Here is a 21269-nt window from a genome sequence, read left to right as displayed (position 1 = left end):
AGCACATCAGGTCAGACCATGTGAAAGTGGGGTGAATCCGTCCACGCAAGGAGACCCCATTGGCCCAGGACCCGGTGGGCACGGCGACCGCCCCCGCCCGGCCGGCGGAGTCCGCCTTCGCCCGGGTGCGTGCCGTCGCGGACGCCGTCCTCTACGAGGGGTACCTGCTCTATCCCTACCGCCGTTCGTCGGGCAAGAACCGGGTGCGCTGGCAGTTCGGCGTGCTCGCGCCGCGCGACTGGGCCGAGGCCCAGGGCCCGGAGGTGCCCGGCGTCGCCGGCTCCGCCGACTCGTGGCGGCAGCGGACGGAGTGCCTCGTACGGGTCACGGGCCCCGCCCCTGTGGTGCGGGTGCGCGTGCGGTTCCTGCAGGTGCAGCGGAAGCGGGTGGAGCGGCGCACGGCCGCCGGCGCCTACGTGACCGCCGCGTCCCTCGACGCGGGCGGGGCGGTCCACCTCCCCTTCGACGAGGCGGTCCCGCACGAGTGCGACATCGCCGTCCCGCTCGCCGATCTCCTCTCCGGCGAGCGGGAGTACGCCGTCGGAGCGCCCGGCGGCACGGAGACCGAGGACGTGGGCGGGGGCGCCGGGCGGGTGCTGCGGGAGCGGCTGCCGCTGCGGGCCCGGGCGCTGGTGCACGCCGAGGAGGCCGACGCCGCGCGACGGCTGTACCGGCTGCGGGTGCGTACGGAGAACACCGGAACGGCCGGGGCGGCAAGCACGCGCGACGAAGCGCTGCGCCACGCGCTCATCGCCACCCACACGGTCATCGGCGGCGACGGCCTGTGCTTCCTCTCGCTGCTCGACCCGCCCCCGTGGGCGCTCCCGTACGCCGGGGGCTGCCGGAACCTGCACACCTTCCCGGTGCTGGCGGGCGAGCCGGGAGCGTGCGACCTGGTGCTCTCCTCGCCCATCATCCTCCCCGACCACCCCCGGGTGGCCCCGGAGAGCCCGGGCGACCTGCACGACGCCGCGGAGATCGACGAGATCCTCACCCTCCGCACGATGCTCCTGACCGACGAGGAGAAGCGCGAGGCGAGGGCCACCGACCGGCGGGCCGCGGAGATCCTCGACCGGGTGGAGACCATGCCGCCGGAGGTGCTCGGCCGCCTGCACGGTGCGATCCGTTCGCTGAGACCCGCCGGCACGCGTCCGCACGCCGCGGCCGGGCCCGGACGAGCCGCACGACCGGAGCCGAAGCCGGAGCCCGTGCCGGTGCCCGTACCCCTGCCGGTGCCGTGGTGGCAGGAGGGCGGCGACGACGGCCTGTGCCCGGCCACGGACAGCGTGCTGGCCGACGGGGTCGCGGTGGTGGCGGGCAGCAGGGTGGTGCTGGCGCCGCGCGGCCGGGGCGCCGACGCGCAGGACATGTTCCTCGCCGGCCGTACCGCCCGGGTGGCGGCGGTCTTCCACGACGTGGACGGCGGCGTCCTGCTGGCGGTGACAATCGAGGACGACCCGGCGGCCGAACTGCACGGCTGGTACGGCCGCTTCCACTATTTCCGGCCGGACGAAATCCGGCCGGAAGCGCCCACGAGCGCGTCCGTGACCGTGGCCGAGAGCGCGTCCGTGACCCCGACCGCGTCCGTGCCCGAAACCGTGTCCGTGACTCCGACCGCGTCCGTGCCCGAGAGCGAGGGAGGCCGAGGACATGGCCAGTGAGAACGGTTCCGCCGGCACCGGCGAGGCCCCGTCCTTCGACGAGATCGACATCCTGTGGATCTCGGAAGGGATGAGCTGCGACGGTGACACGGTCTCCCTGACCGCCGCCGGCAAACCCGCCATCGAGGACGTCCTCCTGGGGCTCGTCCCCGGCCTGCCGAAGGTGAACCTGCACAACAAGGTCCTCTCCCCCACGCTGGGCGGCGAGGAGTTCCTCGCCCCCTTCCGGGCCGCGGCCCGGGGCGAGCTGTCCCCCTTCCTCCTCGTGATCGAGGGTTCGGTGCCCAACCAGAACGTCATCGAGGGCGACGGCTACTGGACGTCCTTCGGCAACGACCCGGAGACCGGCGAACCGCTCACCCTGAACTGGTGGATCGACCAGCTGGCGCCCAGGGCCTGGGCCGTGATGACGGCCGGGACGTGCGCCGCGTACGGCGGCATCCACGCCATGGCCGGCAACCCCACCGGCTGCATGGGCCTGGCCGACTACCTGGGCTGGGACTTCCGGTCACAGGCCGGGCTGCCGGTGGTGAACGTCCCCGGCTGCCCGATCCAGCCCGAGAACTTCATGGAGACGCTCGTCTGGGTGCTCCAGCACGCAGCGGGCGCCGCTCCCCCGCCGCCGCTGGACCACATGCTGCGCCCGCAGTGGCTCTTCGGCAGAACGGTGCACGAGGGCTGCGACCGGGCGGCCTACTACGAGCAGGGCGACTTCGCCATGGACTACAACTCCCCCAAGTGCCAGGTGAAGGTGGGCTGCTGGGGCCCGGTGGTCAACTGCAACGTGCCCAAGCGCGGCTGGATGTCGGGCGTCGGCGGCTGCCCGAACGTCGGCGGCATCTGCATCGGCTGCACGATGCCCGGCTTCCCCGACGCCTTCATGCCGTTCATGGACGAGGCCACCGGCGGCGCCTTCTCCTCCCTGCTCGTCAAACCGTACGGCGCGCTCGTCCGGCGCCTGCGCGGCATCACCAACATGGCCGTCAACCGGGAGCCCAAGTGGCACCACAACGGCCCGGCCCTGACCACCGGCTACGACCCCACCTGGCGGCCCCGCGGCACACGCCCCGCGCGGGGGTCGCGCCCGAAGACCCGAGCGAAGAGACGGGAACGCACATGACGGCAACCGCCGGCACCTCCACGGGGGCGCGCAAACCCGCGCAGATCGTGGAGATGTCCTGGGATCCGATCACCCGGATCATCGGCAACCTCGGCATCTACACCAAGATCGACTTTGCCAACGGCGAAGTGACCGAGTGCCACAGCACCTCGTCGCTGTTCCGCGGCTACTCGGTCTTCCTCAAGGGCAAGGACCCGCGGGACGCCGGCTTCATCACCTCGCGCATCTGCGGCATCTGCGGCGACAACCACACCACGTGCTCCGACTACGCCCAGCAGATGGCCTACGGCATCAAACCGCCGCCGCTCGCCGAGAGCATCGTCAACCTCGGCGAGGCCGCCGAGTACATGTTCGACCACACCATCTTCCAGGACAACCTGGTCTTCGTGGACTTCAGCGAGGCCATGGTCAAGGCCACCAACCCCGGCGTCCTGGCCCGCGCGGAACGGACCCCGGCCCCTCGCGGGGACATCCACGGCTACCGCACCGTCGCCGACATCTTGCGCGCCTTCAACCCCTTCGAGGGGGAGGTGTACAAGGAGGCGCTCAAGGTCAGCCGGATCACCCGCGAGATGTTCTGCCAGATGGAGGGCCGGCACGTCCACCCCTCCACCCTCTACCCCGGCGGCGTCGGCACCCAGCCCACCCCCACCACGTTCACCGAATACCTCGCCCGCCTCATGCGCGTCCTCGACTTCGTCAAGCAGTCCGTGGCGCTGAACGACGACGTGTTCGACTTCTTCTACGAGGCCCTGCCCGGCTACGAGGAGGTCGGCAAGCGCCGCATCCTCCTGGGCTGCTGGGGCGCCTGGCAGAACCCCGACGTCTGCGACTACCGCTACGAGACGATGAACGAGTGGGGCAAGGCGATGTACGTCACCCCCGGCATCGTCGTCGACGGCGAGCTCGTCACCAACAACCTCGTCGACATCAACCTCGGCCTGCGCGTCCTGCTGGGCAGCTCCTTCTACGAGGACTGGACGACCGAGGAACCGTTCGTCACCCGCGACCCGCTCGGCAACCCCGTCGACATCCGCCACCCCTGGAACCAGACGACCCTGCCGCAGCCGCAGAAGCGCGACTTCGACGGCAACTACAGCTGGGTGATGAGCCCCCGCTGGTACGACAAGGACACCGACCGGCACCTGGCCCTGGACACCGGCGGCGGCCCCCTGGCGCGGCTGTGGTCCACCGCACTCAACGGCCTGGTCGACACCCCCTACGTCAAGGCCACCGGGCACAGCGTGCGCATCACCCTGCCGAGGAGCGAGAAGCTGCCGGAGACCACGCTGGAGTGGAAGATCCCGCGGTGGAGCAACACCATCGAACGCGACCGCGCCCGCCCGTACTTCGTGGCCTACTCCGCCGCCATGGCCCTCACCTTCCTGGAGCGCGCCATGGACCTGGTCCGCTCCGGCGAGACCCGCACCTTCACCGACTTCGAAGTGCCGGACGAGGCCATCGGCTGCGGCTTCCACGAGGCGGTGCGCGGCGTCCTCTCCCACCACCTGGTGATCAAGGACAAGAAGATCGCCAACTACCACCCCTATCCGCCCACCCCGTGGAACGCCAGCCCGCGCGACATGTACGGCACCCCCGGCCCGTACGAGGACGCCGTGCAGGGGCAGCCGGTGTTCGAGGAGAACGGCCCGGACGACTTCAAGGGCGTCGACATCATGCGCACCGTCCGCAGCTTCGACCCGTGCCTGCCGTGCGGTGTGCACATGTACCTCGGCGGCGGGAAGGTGCGGAAGACCGTGCACTCCCCGACCTTCGGCGCCGGCCATGGCTGACGCGCTGCGGCCGGACGGCCGGGACGGCGACGGGAACGGCGGGGACGTCGGGAATGTCGGGGACGACCGGGACACCGTGCGGTTGCTGACGCGCGCCGACGAACTGCTCGGGCAGCTCGAAGCCACTCCCGGCCCCACCGCACGGACCGCCCTGGATGCCGTACGCGTCCTGACCGAGCTCTACGGCGAGGCGCTGGCCCGGGTGATGGACGCCGCCGGTCCCGAGCTCGCCGGGCGCCTGGCGGATGACGAGCTCGTCGGGCACCTGCTGGCCCTCCACGGGATCCACCCGGAGCCGGCCGAGCACCGGGCGGCGCGGGCCGTCGAGGCGATCCGGTCCGCGGTGCGGAAACAGGGCGGCGACGTGCACCTGACCGGGATCGAGGACGGCGTCGCCACCGTACGGATCGAGGCCGCCGGTTGTCCCTCGTCCGTGGCCGGCCTCGCGGCCGCCGTCCGGGAGGCCGTGCTCGCGCTCGCGCCCGAGCTGTCGGACGTCCGCCGGGCACCGGACGAGGAGCGGCGCGGCGCGTTCGTCCCGCTCGACGCCGTACGCACCCGGCCGCTGTCCGCCGCGGGGCCGGCATGAGCGGCGGCGCCCTGGCACGTGTCATCGGCCGGCCCGGCACGGGCGGGCGCAGGGGCGCAGGCCCGGCCGGGGAGGCGGACCTCTGCGATCTGTGCGGCGTTCCCGCCGAGGACGGCCACCGGCACCTGTACGACGCCGAACGCGCCGAAGCGCTGTGCGCATGCCGGGCGTGCGCCCTGCTCTTCACCCGGGAAGCAGCCGGGCGGGGCCACTACCTGCTGATCCCGGAGCGCCGGGTGCGGCTCGCGCCCCTGCCCACGGAAGGGCTCGGCGTGCCGGTCGGGCTCGCCTTCTTCGTCCGCCGCGCCGGTGGTGAGGTGACGGCGCACTACCCGAGCCCGGCCGGAGCGACGCGGTGGGACGTCGACCCGGAGAACTGGCGCGCGGCGGAGGAGCGGTGCCCGCTGCTGGACACCCTCGTGCCGGAGGTGGAGGCCCTGCTCGTCAACACCGCCCGCGGCCGGCAGGACCACTGGATCACGCCGGTCGACGACTGCTTCCGGCTCGTGGCCCTGGTGCGCCGGGAGTGGCGCGGCCTGTCCGGGGGCGACCGCATCCGGCCGGCGATCGAACGCTTCTTCACGGACCTCGCCGAACGCGGCGGCGGTCCCCGGCAGTGAGGAGAGAGACCATGGGCCGCATCCGGGTCGGCAAGGCCGACGCCAAGCCCGACACCCCGACGCACGTCCGGGGCATCCACGAGGGCAACAAGGGGCCGCACACCCGCCAGACGGGGCATCACAAGGACGGCACGGCCGACGCCCGGCGGGCGACCGGCATCCACTGGAAGAAGCACAACGCCATCACGGAGGCGATGCCGAACATCCCGCCCGGCTGACCGGGATCCCCTCAAGTGACCTGATCCCCTTGAGCGAAGGAGTGTGACGCGTGGCCAGACGACTGCTGATCGCGCAGGCCGTGGTGGCGGGAGCGGTGGCGCTCGGCCTCCTGGTGAAGGAGTTCCCCGGGCTCGTCCGGGAGGTCCGCATCTGGCGGATGGTGGGGTTGCGGTCCAGGGCGGGACACGCGGGGTAAGCGGGGGCCGGCCGGCCGCGTGCTCCGGATCGCGCCAAACAGCGCCGCCCCGCGCTGATCGCGCACCGCACGGAAGGGGAGGCCAACGCGCGCCGGCCGGCGGTATCCCGGAGTAACTCGGTAAGGGAGGGGTGTCGGAAAATTCCCCCTGCGGTCTTGAAGGGGCCGCGGGCACCGCACCATTATCGACGCCGTTGCCCATGACTCGTCGTCATGCCCGGATTCGCCTCGCCAAGGCCGCATCCGGGCTCTTCGCCATGGGCCGGACCGACCGCCGGTAAAGAACTGCAAAAGGAGCACGCATGAATTGCGACCTCATGGTGGGGGTAAACGTCGATGTCGTGAACACGACGTCCAAGGAGGTCTACGAACAGCTCTATCCGCAGTACTTCACCGGCTCGCAGCCCTTCGGCGTGGAGGGCGTCACCTTCACCGTCTCCTGGGACGTCAAGGAGGCCCCGGTCTTCGACCTGACCCCGCCCTCGTCCCTCTCGGAGAACGCCTTACGGGCGCACCTCACCGAGGGACCGGCCGGTGGCACGTTAGCCGAGGGCGAGCTCGCCGAGCACGTCGCCGCCCTGCGCGACTCGCTCGACGGGAGCACCTTCCAGGTGCGGCTCAACCGGGTGCACATCAAGGTCGACTCCGGGGGCGGGAACCCCGTCGAGGAGGACATCTCGGTCACCGTCGACGTCCAGGCCTCGACGTCCGGCTCGGGCTTGTTCAGCCTGAACCCCTACAAAGCAACCTCCGAGGCGCCGAGCAAGGTCGACAAGATCTTCCTGGACAAGGTGGTGCTCCCCAACGTCCTGGACCAGGCCCGCAAGGTCCTGTCCGGCATCACGCTGCCCGCGCCGCAGATCCCGGGCCTGGCACTGTCGACGCCGGTCCCCGTCATCCAGCCGCAGCGGGCCGTGGCCGCACTCAACCTGGCCGAGCACGGCTCGCCGCAGCCCCCGTTCCCGGACGACTGGCCGCAGAGCCCGTTCTTCGCCCTCCTCGGGCGGGACGCGGTCGAGCGCATCGCGCAGGTGGCGACGGCGTACTTGGACGGCAAGCCCTTCCACGCCGGTGACAGCAAGAGCTTCGCGGGCAGCAGCGCCTACTACAAGGCGGACATCACCATTCACCACGTACGGTGCGAGGTCGTGTGGGACGACGTGCCGACCGTGCGTGTCCAGACCTCCGTCTCCGGCAGCGGCAGCGCCGGCATCAACTGGATCTGGGGCGGGTCGACCGACGGGTTCTTCGACCTCCATCTGGAGCCGGACCCCGTCGTCACGCTGACCCTGGCGATGTCGGGAACGACGCTCAAGGCCACGGCGGTGGACGTGAGTTCCTTCGACCTGAAGCTCGCTCCCACGCGCGGTGACATCGTCAGCCTGATCCTCTCGTGGGTCGTCGACGCTCTCTCGTCCACCTTCGGCGGCATCGTCGGGAGCGCGCTGCGCGGCGTCGAGTTCCCGGTGGGCGACTTCCCGGCCATCCCCATCGACGTGGACCCCGTCCACCTCAACGCGACGCCGACGGGCCTGACCCTGGCGCGCTTCGGCGACGCGCTCGCGCTCCAGGGCGAACTGACCGTCACCAAGCGGTAGGGGCCTCCACAGGACGGTCTTCGCGGGACGGTCTTCACAGGACAGGTGCCGGGCCCGGAACCTCCCCGCCGGCGGGCCCGGCACCACTGCATCCCGGCAATGACGCCGCAGCGCCACCTGTGCGGCTTTGCGCTGCCCTTTTATGCCGGGGAATTCGGACCAACAGGCTTATGAATAGCCTGTTTATTCGATGCGAAAATCAGCCCCGACGATGGCCGGGAACCGATTGTTTCTCCCTCCGCGCAACCCCTTAAATCGGCTGCCGTGACCGAAACGCCTTACGACCTCGCACTCGGAATCCATGCCGACGCACTCAACTCGGGGCTGAAATCCCTGCACAGCGAGCACCGCGCGGTGTTCCAGGGCAGCTACGGCCCCGAAACCATCGAAGGCATCTCCTACACCTTCACCTGGGACTTCCTGCAGCCGCCCGAGCTCGTCCTGGAGAAGCCGGACGCCGGTCTCTGGGACAAGATGATCAAGGCGCAGGGCGTTACAGTCCTGCCCGATTCGGGCGTCCTGCAGGTCCACGTGCCGCAGCTGCAAGTGGGCGGCACCATCGCGGGCGATCCCCTCCCCCAGGGCGTCACGGAGATCAAAGTTGCAGTCCAGGCCAAGGCCGACAGCAGCGGCATTACCGTCGTCCCGCTCGGCGTGTGGTTCTCCAAGATCCCGGACAAGTACACGAGGATCATGGTCGAGAAGGTCATCGCGCCGAACGTTCTCGACCAGGCGAAGAACCTGGTGAACGGGCTGAAGATCCCCGTCCAGGACCTCTTCGGCCAGCAGGTGACTCTCACCCCCGTCCTCCTGGACGTCACGGGGACGCACCTGGTCCTCACCGCGACCGCGCAAACCGGCCGGGCCTCCGCAGCCGGCGCCTCGACCGGTGCGGCCGCCGACTGGCCGTCGGACAAGCAGGTCTTCCTCCTCGTCGGCCGCGACCTCATGGCCCACCTGCTGCAGGGGGCGCTCGACCAGTGGCGCGGCACCAAACTCGCCCACGACGACAGGACCGTCATCGTGCTCGGCTCGGTGTGGTGGGACGCGGAGTTCCGGCAGGCCCGGAACGTGAAGGTGGACGAGAGCGACCCCACCAGCGTCTCGGCCGACTTCGACATCCCCTGGTCCGTGGGGCTGGACGTGTTCGCCGTCGCCCCGCGCAAGGGGTGTGCCCTCTTCAAGGCCGGCCAGTCGTCCTGAGCCGCACCAGCCCAGCAAGTGCCTCCCCGACATCCAGGAGATTCGCAGCCCATGGACGCCGTCATCGACTTCGAGGTCGACCTCGACCCGCAGTGCCCCAACGTCACGTTCAAGGCCACCGGCCTGTCGGACACGGCCCTCTCCGCGACGCTGGAGAAGGTCGTCCTGCGCTCCGTAACCCTCAACCCCGTCTCCGACAGCGCCAAGCTGCTCGCCCTGCCCGCCAACGCCCTGGCCTCCCTGGCACCGGGTGTCCTGAAGAAGGCGCTCGAAGGAAAGAAGACCGTCGACATCCCGCTCAAGAAGCCGCTGGGCACCGACATCACCCTCAACGGTCAGACCGTCTCCGTGAAGCTCAAGTCGCCGGAACTGGGCTCCCACAACGGGATGCTCATGGTCAGCGGCACGTTCGACGTCTCCTGAGCCGTCGTCCCCGCCCCGCCTCTCTCATGTCCGACCGAACACCTCAGGAGACCCGTTGAGCAGGCCCCAGCCCCCGCAGCCCGGCCCCGAGGCCAGGACGCTCCATCTCGCCGACACCCCCGGCTACCCCCTCGCCCGCAGCGTGGAGATGCCCGGCGCCCTCGGCTACCCCACCGGCTCGCTGAGCTTCCGCCTCGGGGCGCTGAGCTTACGCACCGAGGGGCAGCCGGAAGCGCTCGGCGAGGAGGCTCGCGGTGACAGCCGCCACATCACCCACCGCATCCCGGCCCTCGTCCTCACCGGCCGCTACGCCCTCGATACCCGGCCCGACGAGATCCGGGAGATCGACACCGCCGGCAACCTGCGGCCGCTCTCGGCCGAGGCCCGGCAGCCCACGCTGCCCGCCGGCGCCCGCGCCATCGGCCCGAGCCACCCGGACGACGACACCGTCCGCCGGTGGACCGACCGTGCGGACGCCCATCGCAACAAGCTGATGAAGACCGACAAGGGCCGCAACGTGCTCATGCAGTACGGCGAGCACAACGAGAGCTATTACGCCATCTTCGACGGCTCGTCGGCCACGTGCTCGGCCCTGCGCAAGAAGTGGGCCGAGAAGGGCGTGACCCAGCGGATGTCGGAGCACACCTACGGCACCACGGACCCGGGCGGGCCCGCCGGAGCCCGGCCGTCGGACGACGGCCAGGAACCGGTCAACGACTGGCACGACCCGCAGGAGGGCACCGCGTACAACCTGCACGCCTGGCGGCAGAAGACCACGGTGATCACCACCTTGAACACCGAGGCGAGCAGGATCGAACCCAAGGACCCGGACAAGGCCAAGGCCTTCCGCGACGCGGCCGTGGCCGCCGTGCAGTTCGCCTCGGCCGTCCAGGACACCGGCAACGACGACACGCGCACCACTCCGATGACGCAGGGCGATGTGTACACGGCCATCGACCAGCACTCCGGGGAACTGCGGGAGGTCTCCGCCGCGGAGATGGCCCGGTACGACGGCCTCGCGCCCTACCGCCGCGGGGCCGCGCAGGGACTCCCGGCGGGGCAGGACGACGAGCCGGAGGAGCAGGAGGAGCAGGAGGAGCAGGAGGACTGGATCGCGCTCTCCGACGAGGACCGCGCCATCATCCGGGAGATCGGCGCCGCCGCCTACCACGAGGAAGCACGGCAGGGGCCGCGGGCGACCGACACCCTGCACACGGGCGAGTGCTCGGCGCGGCTGGAGAACGTCCGCGTCACCACTCGCCTGTCGGCGGACGGCACACCGGTGGACGTCACGGTGGAGCTCCCGGACCTCGCCCTCGCGGTCGACGACGACGGCTGGCAGGGCACTGCCGGCGACGTGGCCCGGGAGCGCCTCGCCTCCATGAGGTTCGTGCACACGCTGCTGCAGGACTCCATCGCCGAGACCGTCCGCCACGCCGCCTTCACCGGCATGGCAGGGTACGCCCTCCCGCAGGACGGGCGGTCCTGACCCGTGCTCATCCTCGACACGACCGCCCCCGCCGAGGACGTCCTCGGCGGGGTGTGGGCGAACCTGCTCGCCGACGACGTACCGCGCTTCGAGGCGTTCCTCGAAGAGGCCCTGGCCCCGCAGCAGGAGTACCTCACCGACGACGAGCGGGCCCTGTACCGGCACGGCAAACGACTGCGTCCGGCGGTCCTGCTGCTGGCCGCGCGCATGGTGCACGGCCCCGCGCCCTTGCCGGACAAGGTCCTGCAGGGCGCCGTCTCCCTGGAGATGCTCCACGTGGCGACACTGATCCACGACGACATCGTGGACGGCGCCGCCCTGCGCCGCGGCCTGCCGTCGGTCAACGCCGCGCGCGGCACCGAGACCGCCGTCCTCGTCGGCGACCTGCAGTTCGTCCAGGCCATCCGCGGCTTCGTGCGGACGATCAACCGCGACAGCGACATGGGCCTGATCGAACTCGTCCTCGACACCGCCTTCCAGATCGGCTGCGGCGAGCTCGACGAACTGCGGACGGACCTCTCCGAGGACCCGGAACGCCTCGCCGCCACCTACTGGCGCACCGCCGACCGCAAGACCGCCGCCCTCTTCGGGCTCGCGGCCGAGGCCGGGGTGACGCTGGCCGACGGACGCACCGGTGACGCCCGCAGAGCCGGTTTCTACGGGCGCCGGCTCGGCCGTGCCCTGCAGGTCATGGACGACCTGTTCGACCTCGCCCAGGACGAGGCCGGCTCCGGCAAGCCGCGCGGCATGGACCTGCTGCGCCGCCGCGCCTCCCTGCCGCTGATCTACGCCATGCAGGAGTGGGGCCCGGAGCACGCGGTCAGCCGGATCATGCGTGGCGAGGCCGTCGGTCCCGGCGCCCTGGAGCGCACGCTCGCCGAGGTCCGCGGCGGCCGCGGGTTCTCGCGCGCGTACACCGACGCCCGGACGCAGGCGCTGGAGGCGGTCGAGCTGCTGCGCCCGTTCCCGGCCGGACGGTACCGCTACGCCCTGGAGGACCTGGCGCTGCACGTCGTGGACCGCGGGGTCTGAATCACCAGCACGGCAGCCGGTTCCCGAACGCACCACCGACCCCGAAGGAGAGGCTCGTGGCCACCAAGCTGCTCGACTTCATCTACGCCACCATGTACAAGCGCATCAACAACCCGGACAGCCCCTACTGGCTGCCGACCGTCCTCAAGGACGTGCAGACGCCCGACGGCCACAAGCTCGACCCGCTGAGCGTCGACACGTGGGACATCGGTCAGCTCGACGGCGACGAGGGCACGACGATCGGCGACACCATCAGCGACTCGTGGTGGGTCTTCGTGGGCGCTGCCTTCGACAACGCGAAGGAACAGGGGGTGTCCGGCCTCCCGGACAACCTCGACGCCTTCACCAGCCAGCGCGACGCCGACAACCCGTACCCCTCGCTCAAGCTGACCTCCGTCACCGTCGACGGGCTGCCGAACGCCAAGGTGGGAGAGCTGCAGGACCTCACCCCCACCGAGAACGGCTACCGGGGCACGGTCCGGGTCACCACGGCGGCGTACGACACGCACGGCTGGCAGAAGCAGATCACCGTCAAGGGCAGCTACAGCCTGGTGCAGCACGTGGTGGTGATCGACGATTCCGGGGACGGGAACGGGGGCGACGGCCTGAAGCCGCCCACGCAGGTTGTGCTCAAGGGCCTGGAGGGCGTGGAGTGGCCGCGCCAGGAGATCGAGGGCCACGGGCAGTTCACCGTGACGGCCACCGACCTCGCCTTCGACGTCGTGGTGCGCGCCGAGGCCGCGGGCACCGGCACGGACCGCACCCCGCAGCTGACGGTGGAATCGATCAGCATCGCCTCGCAACCGGCCTTCCACCTCGACGAGAAGTCCCTGACCATCGAGGGCAGCACGATCGACAAGTACACCCTCCAGGGCTGGAAGGACGCCGCCGCCGGCGCCTTCAACAGCGCCGATGCCGGTAAGGCCCTCACCGCGAAGCTCGCCGACACCCTGGCCGACCCCTCCTTCCGCGACCAGTTCTCCACCACCGTCACCGCCCAGCTGGTCAAGGCGCTCGACGGCGTGCTCGGTGCGGTGCCGAAGGGCACCCTGCCCTCCGACGACAGCGGCTTCCCGCCGAAGTACGGGCCGCTGGAGGTCTACCTCTTCGACCGGCTGCGCGCCTCCGTGAACGACACCGGCTCCGGCTTCTACCCCCCGGCCGTCGTCCTCGGGGCGACCAGTCCCACGCTGGAGCCGTACAGCCTGGGTGACATCGACCTCGGTTCGTACAAGATCGGCGTCGCGCCGGCCGACCTCAGCTTCAAGGGAGGCTCGATCAAGGGCATCTCCAACGTCCTGATCCCGGTCAAGGACGCCGCCCTGACGGAGGGGGGCATCGGTGCGACCCTGCGGTTCGGCCAACTGCCGGGCGACGCACGGATTCCCGCGCCTCCCCTCACCATCACGGGTACGGGCGTCGTGTCCTTCCCCGACGCCGCGGCCGCGGCCGCGGCGGCACCGGAAGTCGCTGCTGCCGACGACGACACGATCGAGGGTGACATCACCGTCACCATCGACCGGCCCTCGGCCACGGCCGGGCTGTCCTTCAGCGGCAAGGACGCCGACGAGCTCACCATCGGCCTGGACGCCCTCACCCTCGCCGTGGCCACGGCGGACCTGCAGGTCACCATCAAGCTCAAGGAGCCCAGCCACTTCGAAGAGATCATCCAGAAGGTGCTGAACAAGAACGAGGTCAAGCAGAAGATCATCAACGGTGTGCAGAGCACGGCCGACAGCCACCGTGCCGACATCGCCAAGGAGCTCACCGACAACGCCCGCGCGGTCATCCGCTCCAAGCTCGAAGGCTGACCTCCCCATGACGATCGACGAACTCAAGGCTCTCATCACGGAGCACACGCAAGGCACCACGCTCACGCTCCCCTCCACCGACCTCAAGGGCCCCGCAGCCGGTCTGATCGGCACGTGGCTCGACGGCACGCTCACCGTCACGGACCTGCAGCGCGAGGACCACTACGACAGCGTGGTCGTGCACGGCACGATCAGCATCACCGGCCTCGCCCTCACTGACCTGCCCGTAGACGGCATCGAGTTCGGCCTCGATCCCCTCGACCACGACCCCACCCTCTACGTCCCGCTCGTCGTCCCCGCGGACTGGACGTTCGCCACCTCCTTCCCCGCCACCGACGGCAGTGACCTGGCCGCGCTCGCCTTCCCCGTACCGCCCGCGCTGCTGCTCACCTCGGCGGCCCGGCCCGCCCGCGGCGGGTACCCCGCGCTGGACCCCGGCCTGACCTTCCACGCCTCCCGGGTGACCGACCCGGCACAGCTCGGCGCCCTTGCCGCGCTGCTCCGGCCCCGGCCCGGGGAGCTGTCGCTGACCGGGCCGGTCGTACGCCGCCCCGCCATGGGCCCGGGCGAGGACGTACGCACCGATATCGCGCTGCGTTCGGCGCCCCGGCCGGACGGGGCGTTCTCCGCGTCGTTCTATCTGTGGGCCGGGTCGCGTGACGACGGATCGAACGGGGTCACCTACGGATTACGTCTGGCCGCCGACCTCGTCCTCGGGCAGGTGGTCGGGGCCACGATCAGCGCTCCACTGCCTTCCGGAGGCGGCGGCGTACTCGCCCTCAGCGCCGACCGGCTGCCCGAGAAGCTGTCCCCCGGCGACCTCGCCGCGTGGAACGGCACCGGAGCCGCCGTACACCAGCTCGTCGACCAGCAGGGTTTTCCGCTCGGTGACTCCGTCCGCCTGTCCGGGATCACCGCCACCATCGACCCGGCGGCGTTCGGCAAGGGCGGGCTGGCCGCGGCCCTGACCCAGGTCACCGCCACCGTCGAAACCATGCCCGGCACGACCTGGCCGATCGTGGGCGACGACCTCGTCCTGACCGGCGTCGGCGCCACCCTCACCGTCGTGAACCCGCTCCAGTCGTCCCGCTCGGCGAAGGTCACCGGGCGCGGCGACTTCACCGTCGCGGGCGACGTCGCCCTGCACGCCACCGCCGAGATACCGCCCGGCACGTTCCGGCTCACCCTGGACGAGAGCACCCCCGCCGAACTGCGGGACGTGCTCCAGCACTTCCTGCCGCACGCCGACCTCACGGGTGTGCCCGCGCTGACGCTGAAGAAGTTCTCGGGCACGACGACACCCAAGAAGGGTTCGTACGAGGTCGACGCGTCCGTCTCCTCCGCGTGGCACATCGACGTCGGCGCCGCCCGGATCGCCCTCACGGAGGCGGGGCTGGAGCTGGCGCGCCAAGGCGGCGAGGGCGCCGGGAACAGCGGCTCGCGGACCAGCGGCACCTTGTCGGCCAAGGCCGAGCTCGGACCGGCCTCGGGCCACAACGGCGACGACTCCACCGTGAAGTTCTCCGCCGCATGGACCATCCCCGGTGTCTTCAAGCTCGACGGGACCTTCCCCGACCTCGATCTGACCAAGCTCCTGAAGTCACTCGCCTGCCAGGCCGACGTGCCGCTGCCCGACGGCCTGCCGCAGGTCTCCCTCCTCCACCCCGCGGTGAGCGTGCAGCTGGGGAACGCACTGGCGGGGCAGCCTGCCGCGGGGAAGAGCTACGAGCTGACGGTCAGCACCACGGCGACGTTCGACGCGGCGCGGCTGACGTTCTTCGCCAAGGCGGCCAGGAAGGCGGAGGGCGGCACGCTGTTCGCCGCGGCGTTCTGGCAGCAGGACTGGGCCTGGTCGCCGGGGCAGGTGTCGGACTGGGCCCCGGTGCTGGGCTTCCTCGACGGCATCACCTTCGCCAAGTCCGGGCTCGCCGTCAGCTCCGCGGACGGAGTGACCGTCGATGCCGGGGCCGGTCCGCCCGACACCCTGCCGGCCACCCTGGACAAGGGCCTGACGTTCTTCACGGAGCTGGGGCTGACGGGCCCGCTGGCGCCCTTGAAGGTGCTGTTCCAGGACGCCAGTGGCATTCACCTGGCGGCGCGGCTCACCACGCCCGTCCAGGAGTCCGAGTTCACCGCGTCCATCGCGGAGCAGAAGACCCGGGAGGGATTCGGCGGCCTGACCCTCTCTTTCCGTCCGGCGAACCAGATGGTGTCCCTCCAGACGTCGTGGAACTTCAAGGTCCCGGACGTCGGCGACGGCTCGGCCTTGCTCCAGTTCGTAGCCGGCGGCGCTCTCCAGAACCACGGGTTCTACCTCTCCCTGGTCCTCAAGCCGGTTGCCGGGGAGGCGGAAGCCGCCGGACAGCCTGAGCCGCATCAACTGGCCTACGCCCTCCGGGCCCCCGGCTACACGCTGCTCACGGCGGACCCCGTCCCCGGGGCCGACGGCGGCCTCGTCCACGACGCGACGCTTCCCGACGCGCGCGGGAGCACGTACAGCCTGGTGCGCGAGACCGCGAACCGGCTCGCCGGGCTCACCGCGCCGCTCCCCTCCGACGACCTCCCCGCCTGGAAGAACGCCTTCGGCGTCAAGGGCTTCGACGTCCGCTCCTTCTACATGCAGATCGGCTATGCGCCGGAAGCCGGGCTCAGTTTGGGCGCGGGCGGTTCGGTGGTCATCGGCGAGGCTTCCCTGGACCTCGACATCGTGGCCGGGTTCAACCCGGAGCCGTACGTCTCGGTCTTTCACTTCGAGCTGGCGGCCGTCCACCAGGACACCGGCATCTCGGTCTGGGACATGCTCGCCGTCCTCGTCACCCCGCCGGACCCGCTCGTCTTCCTCAAGCAGATCGTGCTCCACCAACTGGCGATCCGCGTGGTCACCGTCCCCGGCGGCTGGACCGATCCGGCGACCCGAGAAATGTGGAAGCAGGGCTTCTGGGCCAAGGGCGACATCGACTTCTTCGGCAACAACTGGCGCTTCGAGGTCAACGTCAGCGACGACGGCCTGTACGCGTACAGCAACGTCGCCCAGCCGCTGAAGCTGGCCGACGTCCTCACCTTCTCGGACGCGAGCGGCACCAAGGGCCCGCAGTACCTGCTCGACACCCGGGGCATCCGGTCCGGGCACCTCCCGGCGAAGATCTTCCGCCTCTCCGGCAAGCTCGACCTCCTCGGCCTGTCGGCCTCCATCGAGGCCGAACTCGGCAGTGCGGGCTTCGCCTTCACGATCGCCGCGGATCTGCTGCACATCCTGCACGGCGACATGAGCTGCACCCTCAACAGCACGGGGCTCAAGGCCTCGGCCCACGTCAAGCTGGGCTTCGATGTCGATATCCCCCGGGGCGTGGTGCTGGGCGGCATCCCGGTCCCCGCCGGACACCTGGTCGGCATCCACGCGGAGGGCGGCTTCGAGCTCACCATCGACGCCAACGGTGTTGCCCTGCACCTGACGGCGAGCTGCGACGCGTACCTGCTCGACGTGCACCTGGTCAGCTTCCACCTCGACCAGCAGTTCTCGATCAGCTCGTGGGACGACATCGTCTCCTGGCTCCAGCACAACCCGGAGAAGCTCTTCGCATCCCTGGGCGAGGGCATCTGGGACGCCCTCAAGCACTGCGCCACGACGACCGCGGCGGAGCTCACCTAGCGCCCCCTGTTCGCCCGGCACGACTCCGTGCCGGGCGGGCTTCGCCGCCGGCCTCAGCAGTCGAGGGCGTGCCCGGTCGTCGCGTCGACGTGGCCGGGGACGGCGTCGTGGCGGTCGCCGACCGTCGGCGTGCCGGTGGGTTCGAACATGAGGATCGCGGCACCGCCGGCGGAGGACGGTTTGTGCTCCGTGCCCCGCGGGACGGTGAAGACGCTGCCCTGCGGGAGGCGGACCGTGCGCTCCCCGGCCGGTTCGCGCAAGGAGATGTCCAGTTCGCCCTCCAGGACGAGGAAGAACTCGTCGGTGTCGTCGTGGGCGTGCCAGAGGTGTTCGCCGCGGACTTTGGCGACGCGGACGTCGTAGTCGTTGACACGGGTGACGATGCGGGGGCTCCACAAGGCGTCGAAGGACGCGAGGGCCTTGCCGAGGGCGATGGGCTCGTGGTTCATACGGGCCATCGTTGCCGGTTGAAGCCGCCACGCGTGAGTGCTAGGAATCGCACATGCCGCAAGATTCCTCGCAGCCGGGCCCCGGGCGAACGGCGGGGCCGCACCGGGTCGTCGTGATCGTGGACGAGAACTCCAACCCCTTCGAGCTCGGCTGCACGACCGAGGTCTTCGGCCTGCGCAGGCCCGAGATCGGCCGCCCGCTGTACGACTTGCGCCTCTGCTCGCCCGAGCCGAGCACCCTGATGAGGGACGGGTTCTTCACGCTCACGGGAGTCGCCGGCCTGGAGGCCGCCGACGCGGCGGACACCCTGATCGTTCCCAACCGGCCCGACGTCGACGTGCCGCGCCGCCCGGCCGTTCTCGACGCCGTCCGGCGGGCGCACGCGCGCGGTGCGCGGCTGGTGGGGCTGTGCAGCGGCGCCTTCACCCTGGCCGAGGCCGGGGTGCTCGACGGGCGGCGGGCCACGGCGCACTGGCAGTGGGCGGACTCCTTCCGGGCCCGTTTCCCTGCCGTCCGCCTGGAGGAGAACGTGCTCTTCGTCGACGACGGGGACGTCCTCACCGCGGCGGGCAGCGCGGCCGCGCTCGACCTCGGGCTGCACATCGTCCGCCGCGACCACGGGGCGGACGTCGCCAACGCGGTCAGCCGGCGGCTGGTCTTCGCCGCGCACCGGGACGGCGGGCAGCAGCAGTTCATCGAACGGCCCGTGCCCGACCTGCCCGACGAGTCCCTCGCGCCGGTCCTGGCCTGGGCCCAGGAACACCTGGAGCTGCCCCTGACGGTGGCGGACCTGGCGGCGCGCGCCGCGGTCAGCCCGGCGACGCTGCACCGCCGCTTCCGGGCCCAGCTCGGCACCACTCCCCTGGCCTGGCTCACCCGGGAACGCCTCGCCCTGGCGTGCCGCCTCATCGAGCGGGGCGCCACGCAGATGGAGACCGTGGCCCGGCGCAGCGGGCTGGGCACGGCGGCCAACCTGCGGGCGCTGATGCGGCGCGAGCGGGGGCTGACGCCGTCGGCGTACCGGCAGCGGTTCGGGCCGGGGACGAGGTGACGGCGAAAACCGATGGCTCGACCGCCCTCGCGGAGGCGGTCGCCTGACCCGGCACGCAGGGCCGGACGGGCCCGCCGTCAGGCTCCCGGCACCGTCCCGGACGCGGGCCGGGCCCGGCGGTAGACGCTGTCCTGCACGTGGTCCTTGGCCGGGCCGGTCGTGCGCCAGTGCACGTGCCATTCGTCGTGCGAGACGACAGTGAACGTGCCCTCGTAGCGGTCGGCCGCGCAGGGGTGGGAGACGGTCCAGCTTCCCGTGCGCAGGTCCAGGTCGTGGAAGGGCCGGCCGTCGGCGAAGGTGACCTCGCAGGTGCCGTCGGGTGCGGGCAGCAGGGCGAGCGTGCGGCCCGCCCGGCCCGTCGTGCCGTCCCAGTGCAGCTCGCCGTCCTCGGTCTGCAGCAGCCGGCCGTCGTCCGCCGCGCGGAACACCGCCGTGCCGCGGAAGGAGCCGCTGCGGCCCGACGCCAGGTCGGACAGGCTGCGCTCGACGGTCCACTCCCCCGTCTCGCCCGCCAGGTAGGCCGCCGCGTCGGGCACCGGGCAGAGGCCCGGCATATCGGGCCGTTCCGGGAGCATGGCCGGGGCGAGGGCGGAGGCCGGGGCGGGAGACTGCATTCCCTCATTATCACCCCCCTCCCGCACCCGGCTCCGGTTTGAGCGCCGGTCCCGTCCCCCTTCGGGGTTGCGCGGGGCCGCCCGGGCCCGCCGCGGTCCCGGCTGCGGTACGCAAGCGAGGGTGACCACGCGAGCCGAGAAGGCCGAGACGGCCGAGAAGATCGCCGCCCTCCGTCCCCTCTATCAGAAGGACCTGGCCTCCGGTGTGGAGCGGTTCTTCGCGCCCCGCCGGACGACCTGCCCCTGGTGCGGGTCGGACCGCCTGCGCGAGCGGGTGCGCACGACCGACCTCCTCCAGCACAAGCCCGGCACCTTCGTCATCGACCGGTGCCGCGCGTGCGGGCATCACTTCCAGAATCCGCAACTCAACGACGAGGGGCTGGAGTTCTACTACCGCGACTGCTACGACGGCCTCGGCGCGGAGACCGCGCAGGGCATCCTCGGCGCCCCTCGCAGCCTGAAGCGCCACCGGTCCGTCGCCCGCTCGCTGCGGCCCTTCACCTCTCCCGAGCGCTGGCTGGACGTCGGCACGGGGCACGGGCACTTCCCGCAGATGGCCCGGGAGGTCTTCCCTGACACGGTCTTCGAGGGCCTGGACCAGGGCGAGGGCGTGGAGGCGGCCGCGCGCGAGGGGCGGATCGACCGGGCCCTGCGCGGTTCGTTCACCGAGCTCGCCCCGTCCCTGGCAGGGGCGTACGACGTGGTGACCATGCACCACTACCTGGAGCACACGCCCGACCCACGCGCGCAGCTCCGCGCCGCCCGCACGGCGTTGCGCAGCGGGGGCCTGCTCCACATCGAGGTGCCCGACCCCGAATCGGCCTACGCGAGGCTGCTGGGCCGCTGGTGGCTGCCGTGGTTCCAGCCCCAGCACCTGCACATGACGCCCGCGGGCAACCTGCGGCAGGCGCTGCAGGAATGCGGCTTCACGGTCGTGGCGGCCGAACGCCCCGCCGCCCACCGTCCGGTGGACCTCTGCGCCGCGCTCCTGTACGTGCTCTCCCGTCTGATGCCCCGCGGAGACGCCCCCTGGCATCCGCGGCCGCCGTCCGCCGCCGCCCGGTTCGGCCGGGAAGCGATGTGGAAGGCCGCGCTGCCGGCTGTGATCGCCGCGTACGGTCTCGATCTGCTCCTGAGCCCGCTCGTCCGGCGTATCGGATTCTCCAACGCCTACCGGTTGCTCGCGCGCCGCAACTGAGCGAGCCGTGCGGGTCAGGCCCGTGCGGCGAGGGCTTCGAGGTGGCCGGCGGCCGCGCCGGCGCCTCCGGCCGCGCGCAGGGAGTCGCGCAGCCGCCGGGCGGCGGCGCGGTACGGCGGATCGCCGAGGACGGCGTCGAGCGCCTCGCCCAGCCGGGTGCGGTCGGCACGGCCGAAGCGCACGCGCACCGCCGCGCCGGCCGCCGTCACCTGGGCGGCGACGAAGGGCTGGTCGTCGCGGATGGGGGCGACCACGAGCGGAACGCCGTGCCACAGCGACTCGGCGACGGTGTTGTGGCCCGCGTGGCAGAGCATCGCCGAGGCCGTGGGCAGGAGGGCCACTTGAGGGATGCGCGGCAGGGCGAGGACGGTGTCGTCGCAGCCTCCGGACAGGAATCCACCGGGGTCGGCGATCACGGCCTGCAGGCGGTGCGCCCGTTCGCGTACGGCCGCGGCGCACTCGGTGAGGAAGCGGGCACCGACGTCGGTGTTGACGGTGCCGAGCGAGACCAGGACCGTGTCCCGGGCGCGGTCGCGCCACGCCCGGGGGAGGT

19 protein-coding genes are annotated in these 21269 nt (G+C 71.5%); 16 read left to right on the top strand and 3 right to left on the bottom strand.

Annotated elements, in window-relative coordinates:
- Positions 1 to 59: 59 nt before the first annotated feature.
- The 14 genes from ACSNOH_RS14190 (at position 60) to ACSNOH_RS14125 (ending at position 17403) form a co-directional block, all read left to right on the top strand.
- Positions 60 to 1661 carry a hypothetical protein gene (locus ACSNOH_RS14190; RefSeq protein ID WP_436721658.1) on the top strand — a complete coding sequence of 534 codons (1602 nt, stop codon included), beginning with the start codon at positions 60 to 62 and terminating at the stop codon, positions 1659 to 1661.
- On the top strand, positions 1651 to 2781 hold the full coding sequence (locus ACSNOH_RS14185) for a hydrogenase expression protein HypE (protein ID WP_436721657.1): 1131 nt from the start codon (positions 1651 to 1653) through the stop codon (positions 2779 to 2781). The genes ACSNOH_RS14190 and ACSNOH_RS14185 overlap by 11 nt, the downstream gene beginning before the upstream one ends.
- Entirely contained in the window at positions 2778 to 4574 is a 1797-nt protein-coding gene (locus tag ACSNOH_RS14180; protein ID WP_436721656.1) for a nickel-dependent hydrogenase large subunit, read from the top strand. The genes ACSNOH_RS14185 and ACSNOH_RS14180 overlap by 4 nt, the downstream gene beginning before the upstream one ends.
- Positions 4567 to 5163, top strand: a complete 597-nt coding sequence (locus ACSNOH_RS14175) for a NifU family protein (protein WP_436721655.1) — start codon at positions 4567 to 4569, stop codon at positions 5161 to 5163. The genes ACSNOH_RS14180 and ACSNOH_RS14175 overlap by 8 nt, the downstream gene beginning before the upstream one ends.
- Positions 5160 to 5783, top strand: a complete 624-nt coding sequence (locus ACSNOH_RS14170; RefSeq protein WP_436721654.1) for a DUF5947 family protein — start codon at positions 5160 to 5162, stop codon at positions 5781 to 5783. The genes ACSNOH_RS14175 and ACSNOH_RS14170 overlap by 4 nt, the downstream gene beginning before the upstream one ends.
- 11 nt (positions 5784 to 5794) lie before the next feature.
- The gene (locus ACSNOH_RS14165) at positions 5795 to 6001 is read left to right on the top strand and encodes a hypothetical protein (RefSeq protein ID WP_436721653.1); all 207 of its coding nucleotides are present in this window, start codon (positions 5795 to 5797) and stop codon (positions 5999 to 6001) included.
- A gap of 50 nt (positions 6002 to 6051) precedes the next feature.
- Entirely contained in the window at positions 6052 to 6198 is a 147-nt protein-coding gene (locus tag ACSNOH_RS14160; protein WP_436721652.1) for a hypothetical protein, read from the top strand.
- A 302-nt stretch (positions 6199 to 6500) separates the two neighbouring features.
- Positions 6501 to 7796, top strand: coding sequence for a hypothetical protein (locus tag ACSNOH_RS14155; RefSeq protein ID WP_436721651.1), 1296 nt, complete (start codon positions 6501 to 6503; stop codon positions 7794 to 7796).
- Positions 7797 to 8060: 264 nt separating this feature from the next.
- On the top strand, positions 8061 to 8999 hold the full coding sequence (locus ACSNOH_RS14150; protein WP_436721650.1) for a hypothetical protein: 939 nt from the start codon (positions 8061 to 8063) through the stop codon (positions 8997 to 8999).
- Positions 9000 to 9050: 51 nt separating this feature from the next.
- Positions 9051 to 9422, top strand: coding sequence for a hypothetical protein (locus ACSNOH_RS14145; RefSeq protein ID WP_436721649.1), 372 nt, complete (start codon positions 9051 to 9053; stop codon positions 9420 to 9422).
- A 55-nt stretch (positions 9423 to 9477) separates the two neighbouring features.
- Positions 9478 to 10911: a hypothetical protein gene (locus ACSNOH_RS14140; RefSeq protein WP_436721648.1), complete on the top strand. Its 1434-nt coding sequence runs from the start codon at positions 9478 to 9480 to the stop codon at positions 10909 to 10911.
- 3 nt (positions 10912 to 10914) lie between these two features.
- Positions 10915 to 11943, top strand: a complete 1029-nt coding sequence (locus ACSNOH_RS14135; protein ID WP_436721647.1) for a polyprenyl synthetase family protein — start codon at positions 10915 to 10917, stop codon at positions 11941 to 11943.
- A gap of 56 nt (positions 11944 to 11999) precedes the next feature.
- Positions 12000 to 13754, top strand: a complete 1755-nt coding sequence (locus ACSNOH_RS14130; protein WP_436721646.1) for a hypothetical protein — start codon at positions 12000 to 12002, stop codon at positions 13752 to 13754.
- Between the two features lie 7 nt (positions 13755 to 13761).
- Positions 13762 to 17403: a hypothetical protein gene (locus tag ACSNOH_RS14125; protein ID WP_436721645.1), complete on the top strand. Its 3642-nt coding sequence runs from the start codon at positions 13762 to 13764 to the stop codon at positions 17401 to 17403.
- Positions 17404 to 17456: 53 nt separating this feature from the next.
- On the opposite strand, the gene ACSNOH_RS14120 is transcribed toward ACSNOH_RS14125, so the two are convergent.
- Entirely contained in the window at positions 17457 to 17852 is a 396-nt protein-coding gene (locus ACSNOH_RS14120) for a cupin domain-containing protein (RefSeq protein ID WP_436721644.1), read from the bottom strand.
- Positions 17853 to 17905: 53 nt separating this feature from the next.
- On the opposite strand from ACSNOH_RS14120, the gene ACSNOH_RS14115 reads away from it, so the two are divergent.
- Positions 17906 to 18904, top strand: a complete 999-nt coding sequence (locus ACSNOH_RS14115) for a GlxA family transcriptional regulator (protein ID WP_436721643.1) — start codon at positions 17906 to 17908, stop codon at positions 18902 to 18904.
- Between the two features lie 77 nt (positions 18905 to 18981).
- On the opposite strand, the gene ACSNOH_RS14110 is transcribed toward ACSNOH_RS14115, so the two are convergent.
- Positions 18982 to 19518 carry a DUF6314 family protein gene (locus ACSNOH_RS14110; RefSeq protein WP_436721642.1) on the bottom strand — a complete coding sequence of 179 codons (537 nt, stop codon included), beginning with the start codon at positions 19516 to 19518 and terminating at the stop codon, positions 18982 to 18984.
- A 121-nt stretch (positions 19519 to 19639) separates the two neighbouring features.
- On the opposite strand from ACSNOH_RS14110, the gene ACSNOH_RS14105 reads away from it, so the two are divergent.
- Positions 19640 to 20716 (top strand): class I SAM-dependent methyltransferase, encoded by a 1077-nt coding sequence (locus ACSNOH_RS14105; RefSeq protein WP_436721641.1) that lies wholly within the window; start codon positions 19640 to 19642, stop codon positions 20714 to 20716.
- A 14-nt stretch (positions 20717 to 20730) separates the two neighbouring features.
- On the opposite strand, the gene ACSNOH_RS14100 is transcribed toward ACSNOH_RS14105, so the two are convergent.
- Positions 20731 to 21269: glycosyltransferase (locus ACSNOH_RS14100; protein WP_436721640.1), on the bottom strand; the 539-nt coding region annotated here is incomplete at its 5' end.

It is taken from the genome of Streptomyces sp. URMC 127, assembly GCF_051386535.1.
In the GTDB taxonomy this organism is placed as follows: Bacteria; Actinomycetota; Actinomycetes; order Streptomycetales; family Streptomycetaceae; genus Streptomyces.
This window is presented reverse-complemented; position numbering and strand designations above follow the sequence as displayed.

What these genes read in the sequence shown, in the direction of transcription:
- ACSNOH_RS14110 (WP_436721642.1), bottom strand. Translation starts at nt 19,518, where the DNA reads ATGCAGTCTCCCGCCCCGGCCTCCGCCCTCGCCCCGGCCATGCTCCCG.
- ACSNOH_RS14170 (WP_436721654.1), top strand. Translation starts at nt 5,160, where the DNA reads ATGAGCGGCGGCGCCCTGGCACGTGTCATCGGCCGGCCCGGCACGGGC.
- ACSNOH_RS14155 (WP_436721651.1), top strand. Translation starts at nt 6,501, where the DNA reads ATGAATTGCGACCTCATGGTGGGGGTAAACGTCGATGTCGTGAACACG.
- ACSNOH_RS14175 (WP_436721655.1), top strand. Translation starts at nt 4,567, where the DNA reads ATGGCTGACGCGCTGCGGCCGGACGGCCGGGACGGCGACGGGAACGGC.
- ACSNOH_RS14185 (WP_436721657.1), top strand. Translation starts at nt 1,651, where the DNA reads ATGGCCAGTGAGAACGGTTCCGCCGGCACCGGCGAGGCCCCGTCCTTC.
- ACSNOH_RS14120 (WP_436721644.1), bottom strand. Translation starts at nt 17,852, where the DNA reads ATGAACCACGAGCCCATCGCCCTCGGCAAGGCCCTCGCGTCCTTCGAC.
- ACSNOH_RS14180 (WP_436721656.1), top strand. Translation starts at nt 2,778, where the DNA reads ATGACGGCAACCGCCGGCACCTCCACGGGGGCGCGCAAACCCGCGCAG.
- ACSNOH_RS14145 (WP_436721649.1), top strand. Translation starts at nt 9,051, where the DNA reads ATGGACGCCGTCATCGACTTCGAGGTCGACCTCGACCCGCAGTGCCCC.
- ACSNOH_RS14125 (WP_436721645.1), top strand. Translation starts at nt 13,762, where the DNA reads ATGACGATCGACGAACTCAAGGCTCTCATCACGGAGCACACGCAAGGC.
- ACSNOH_RS14165 (WP_436721653.1), top strand. Translation starts at nt 5,795, where the DNA reads ATGGGCCGCATCCGGGTCGGCAAGGCCGACGCCAAGCCCGACACCCCG.
- ACSNOH_RS14115 (WP_436721643.1), top strand. Translation starts at nt 17,906, where the DNA reads ATGCCGCAAGATTCCTCGCAGCCGGGCCCCGGGCGAACGGCGGGGCCG.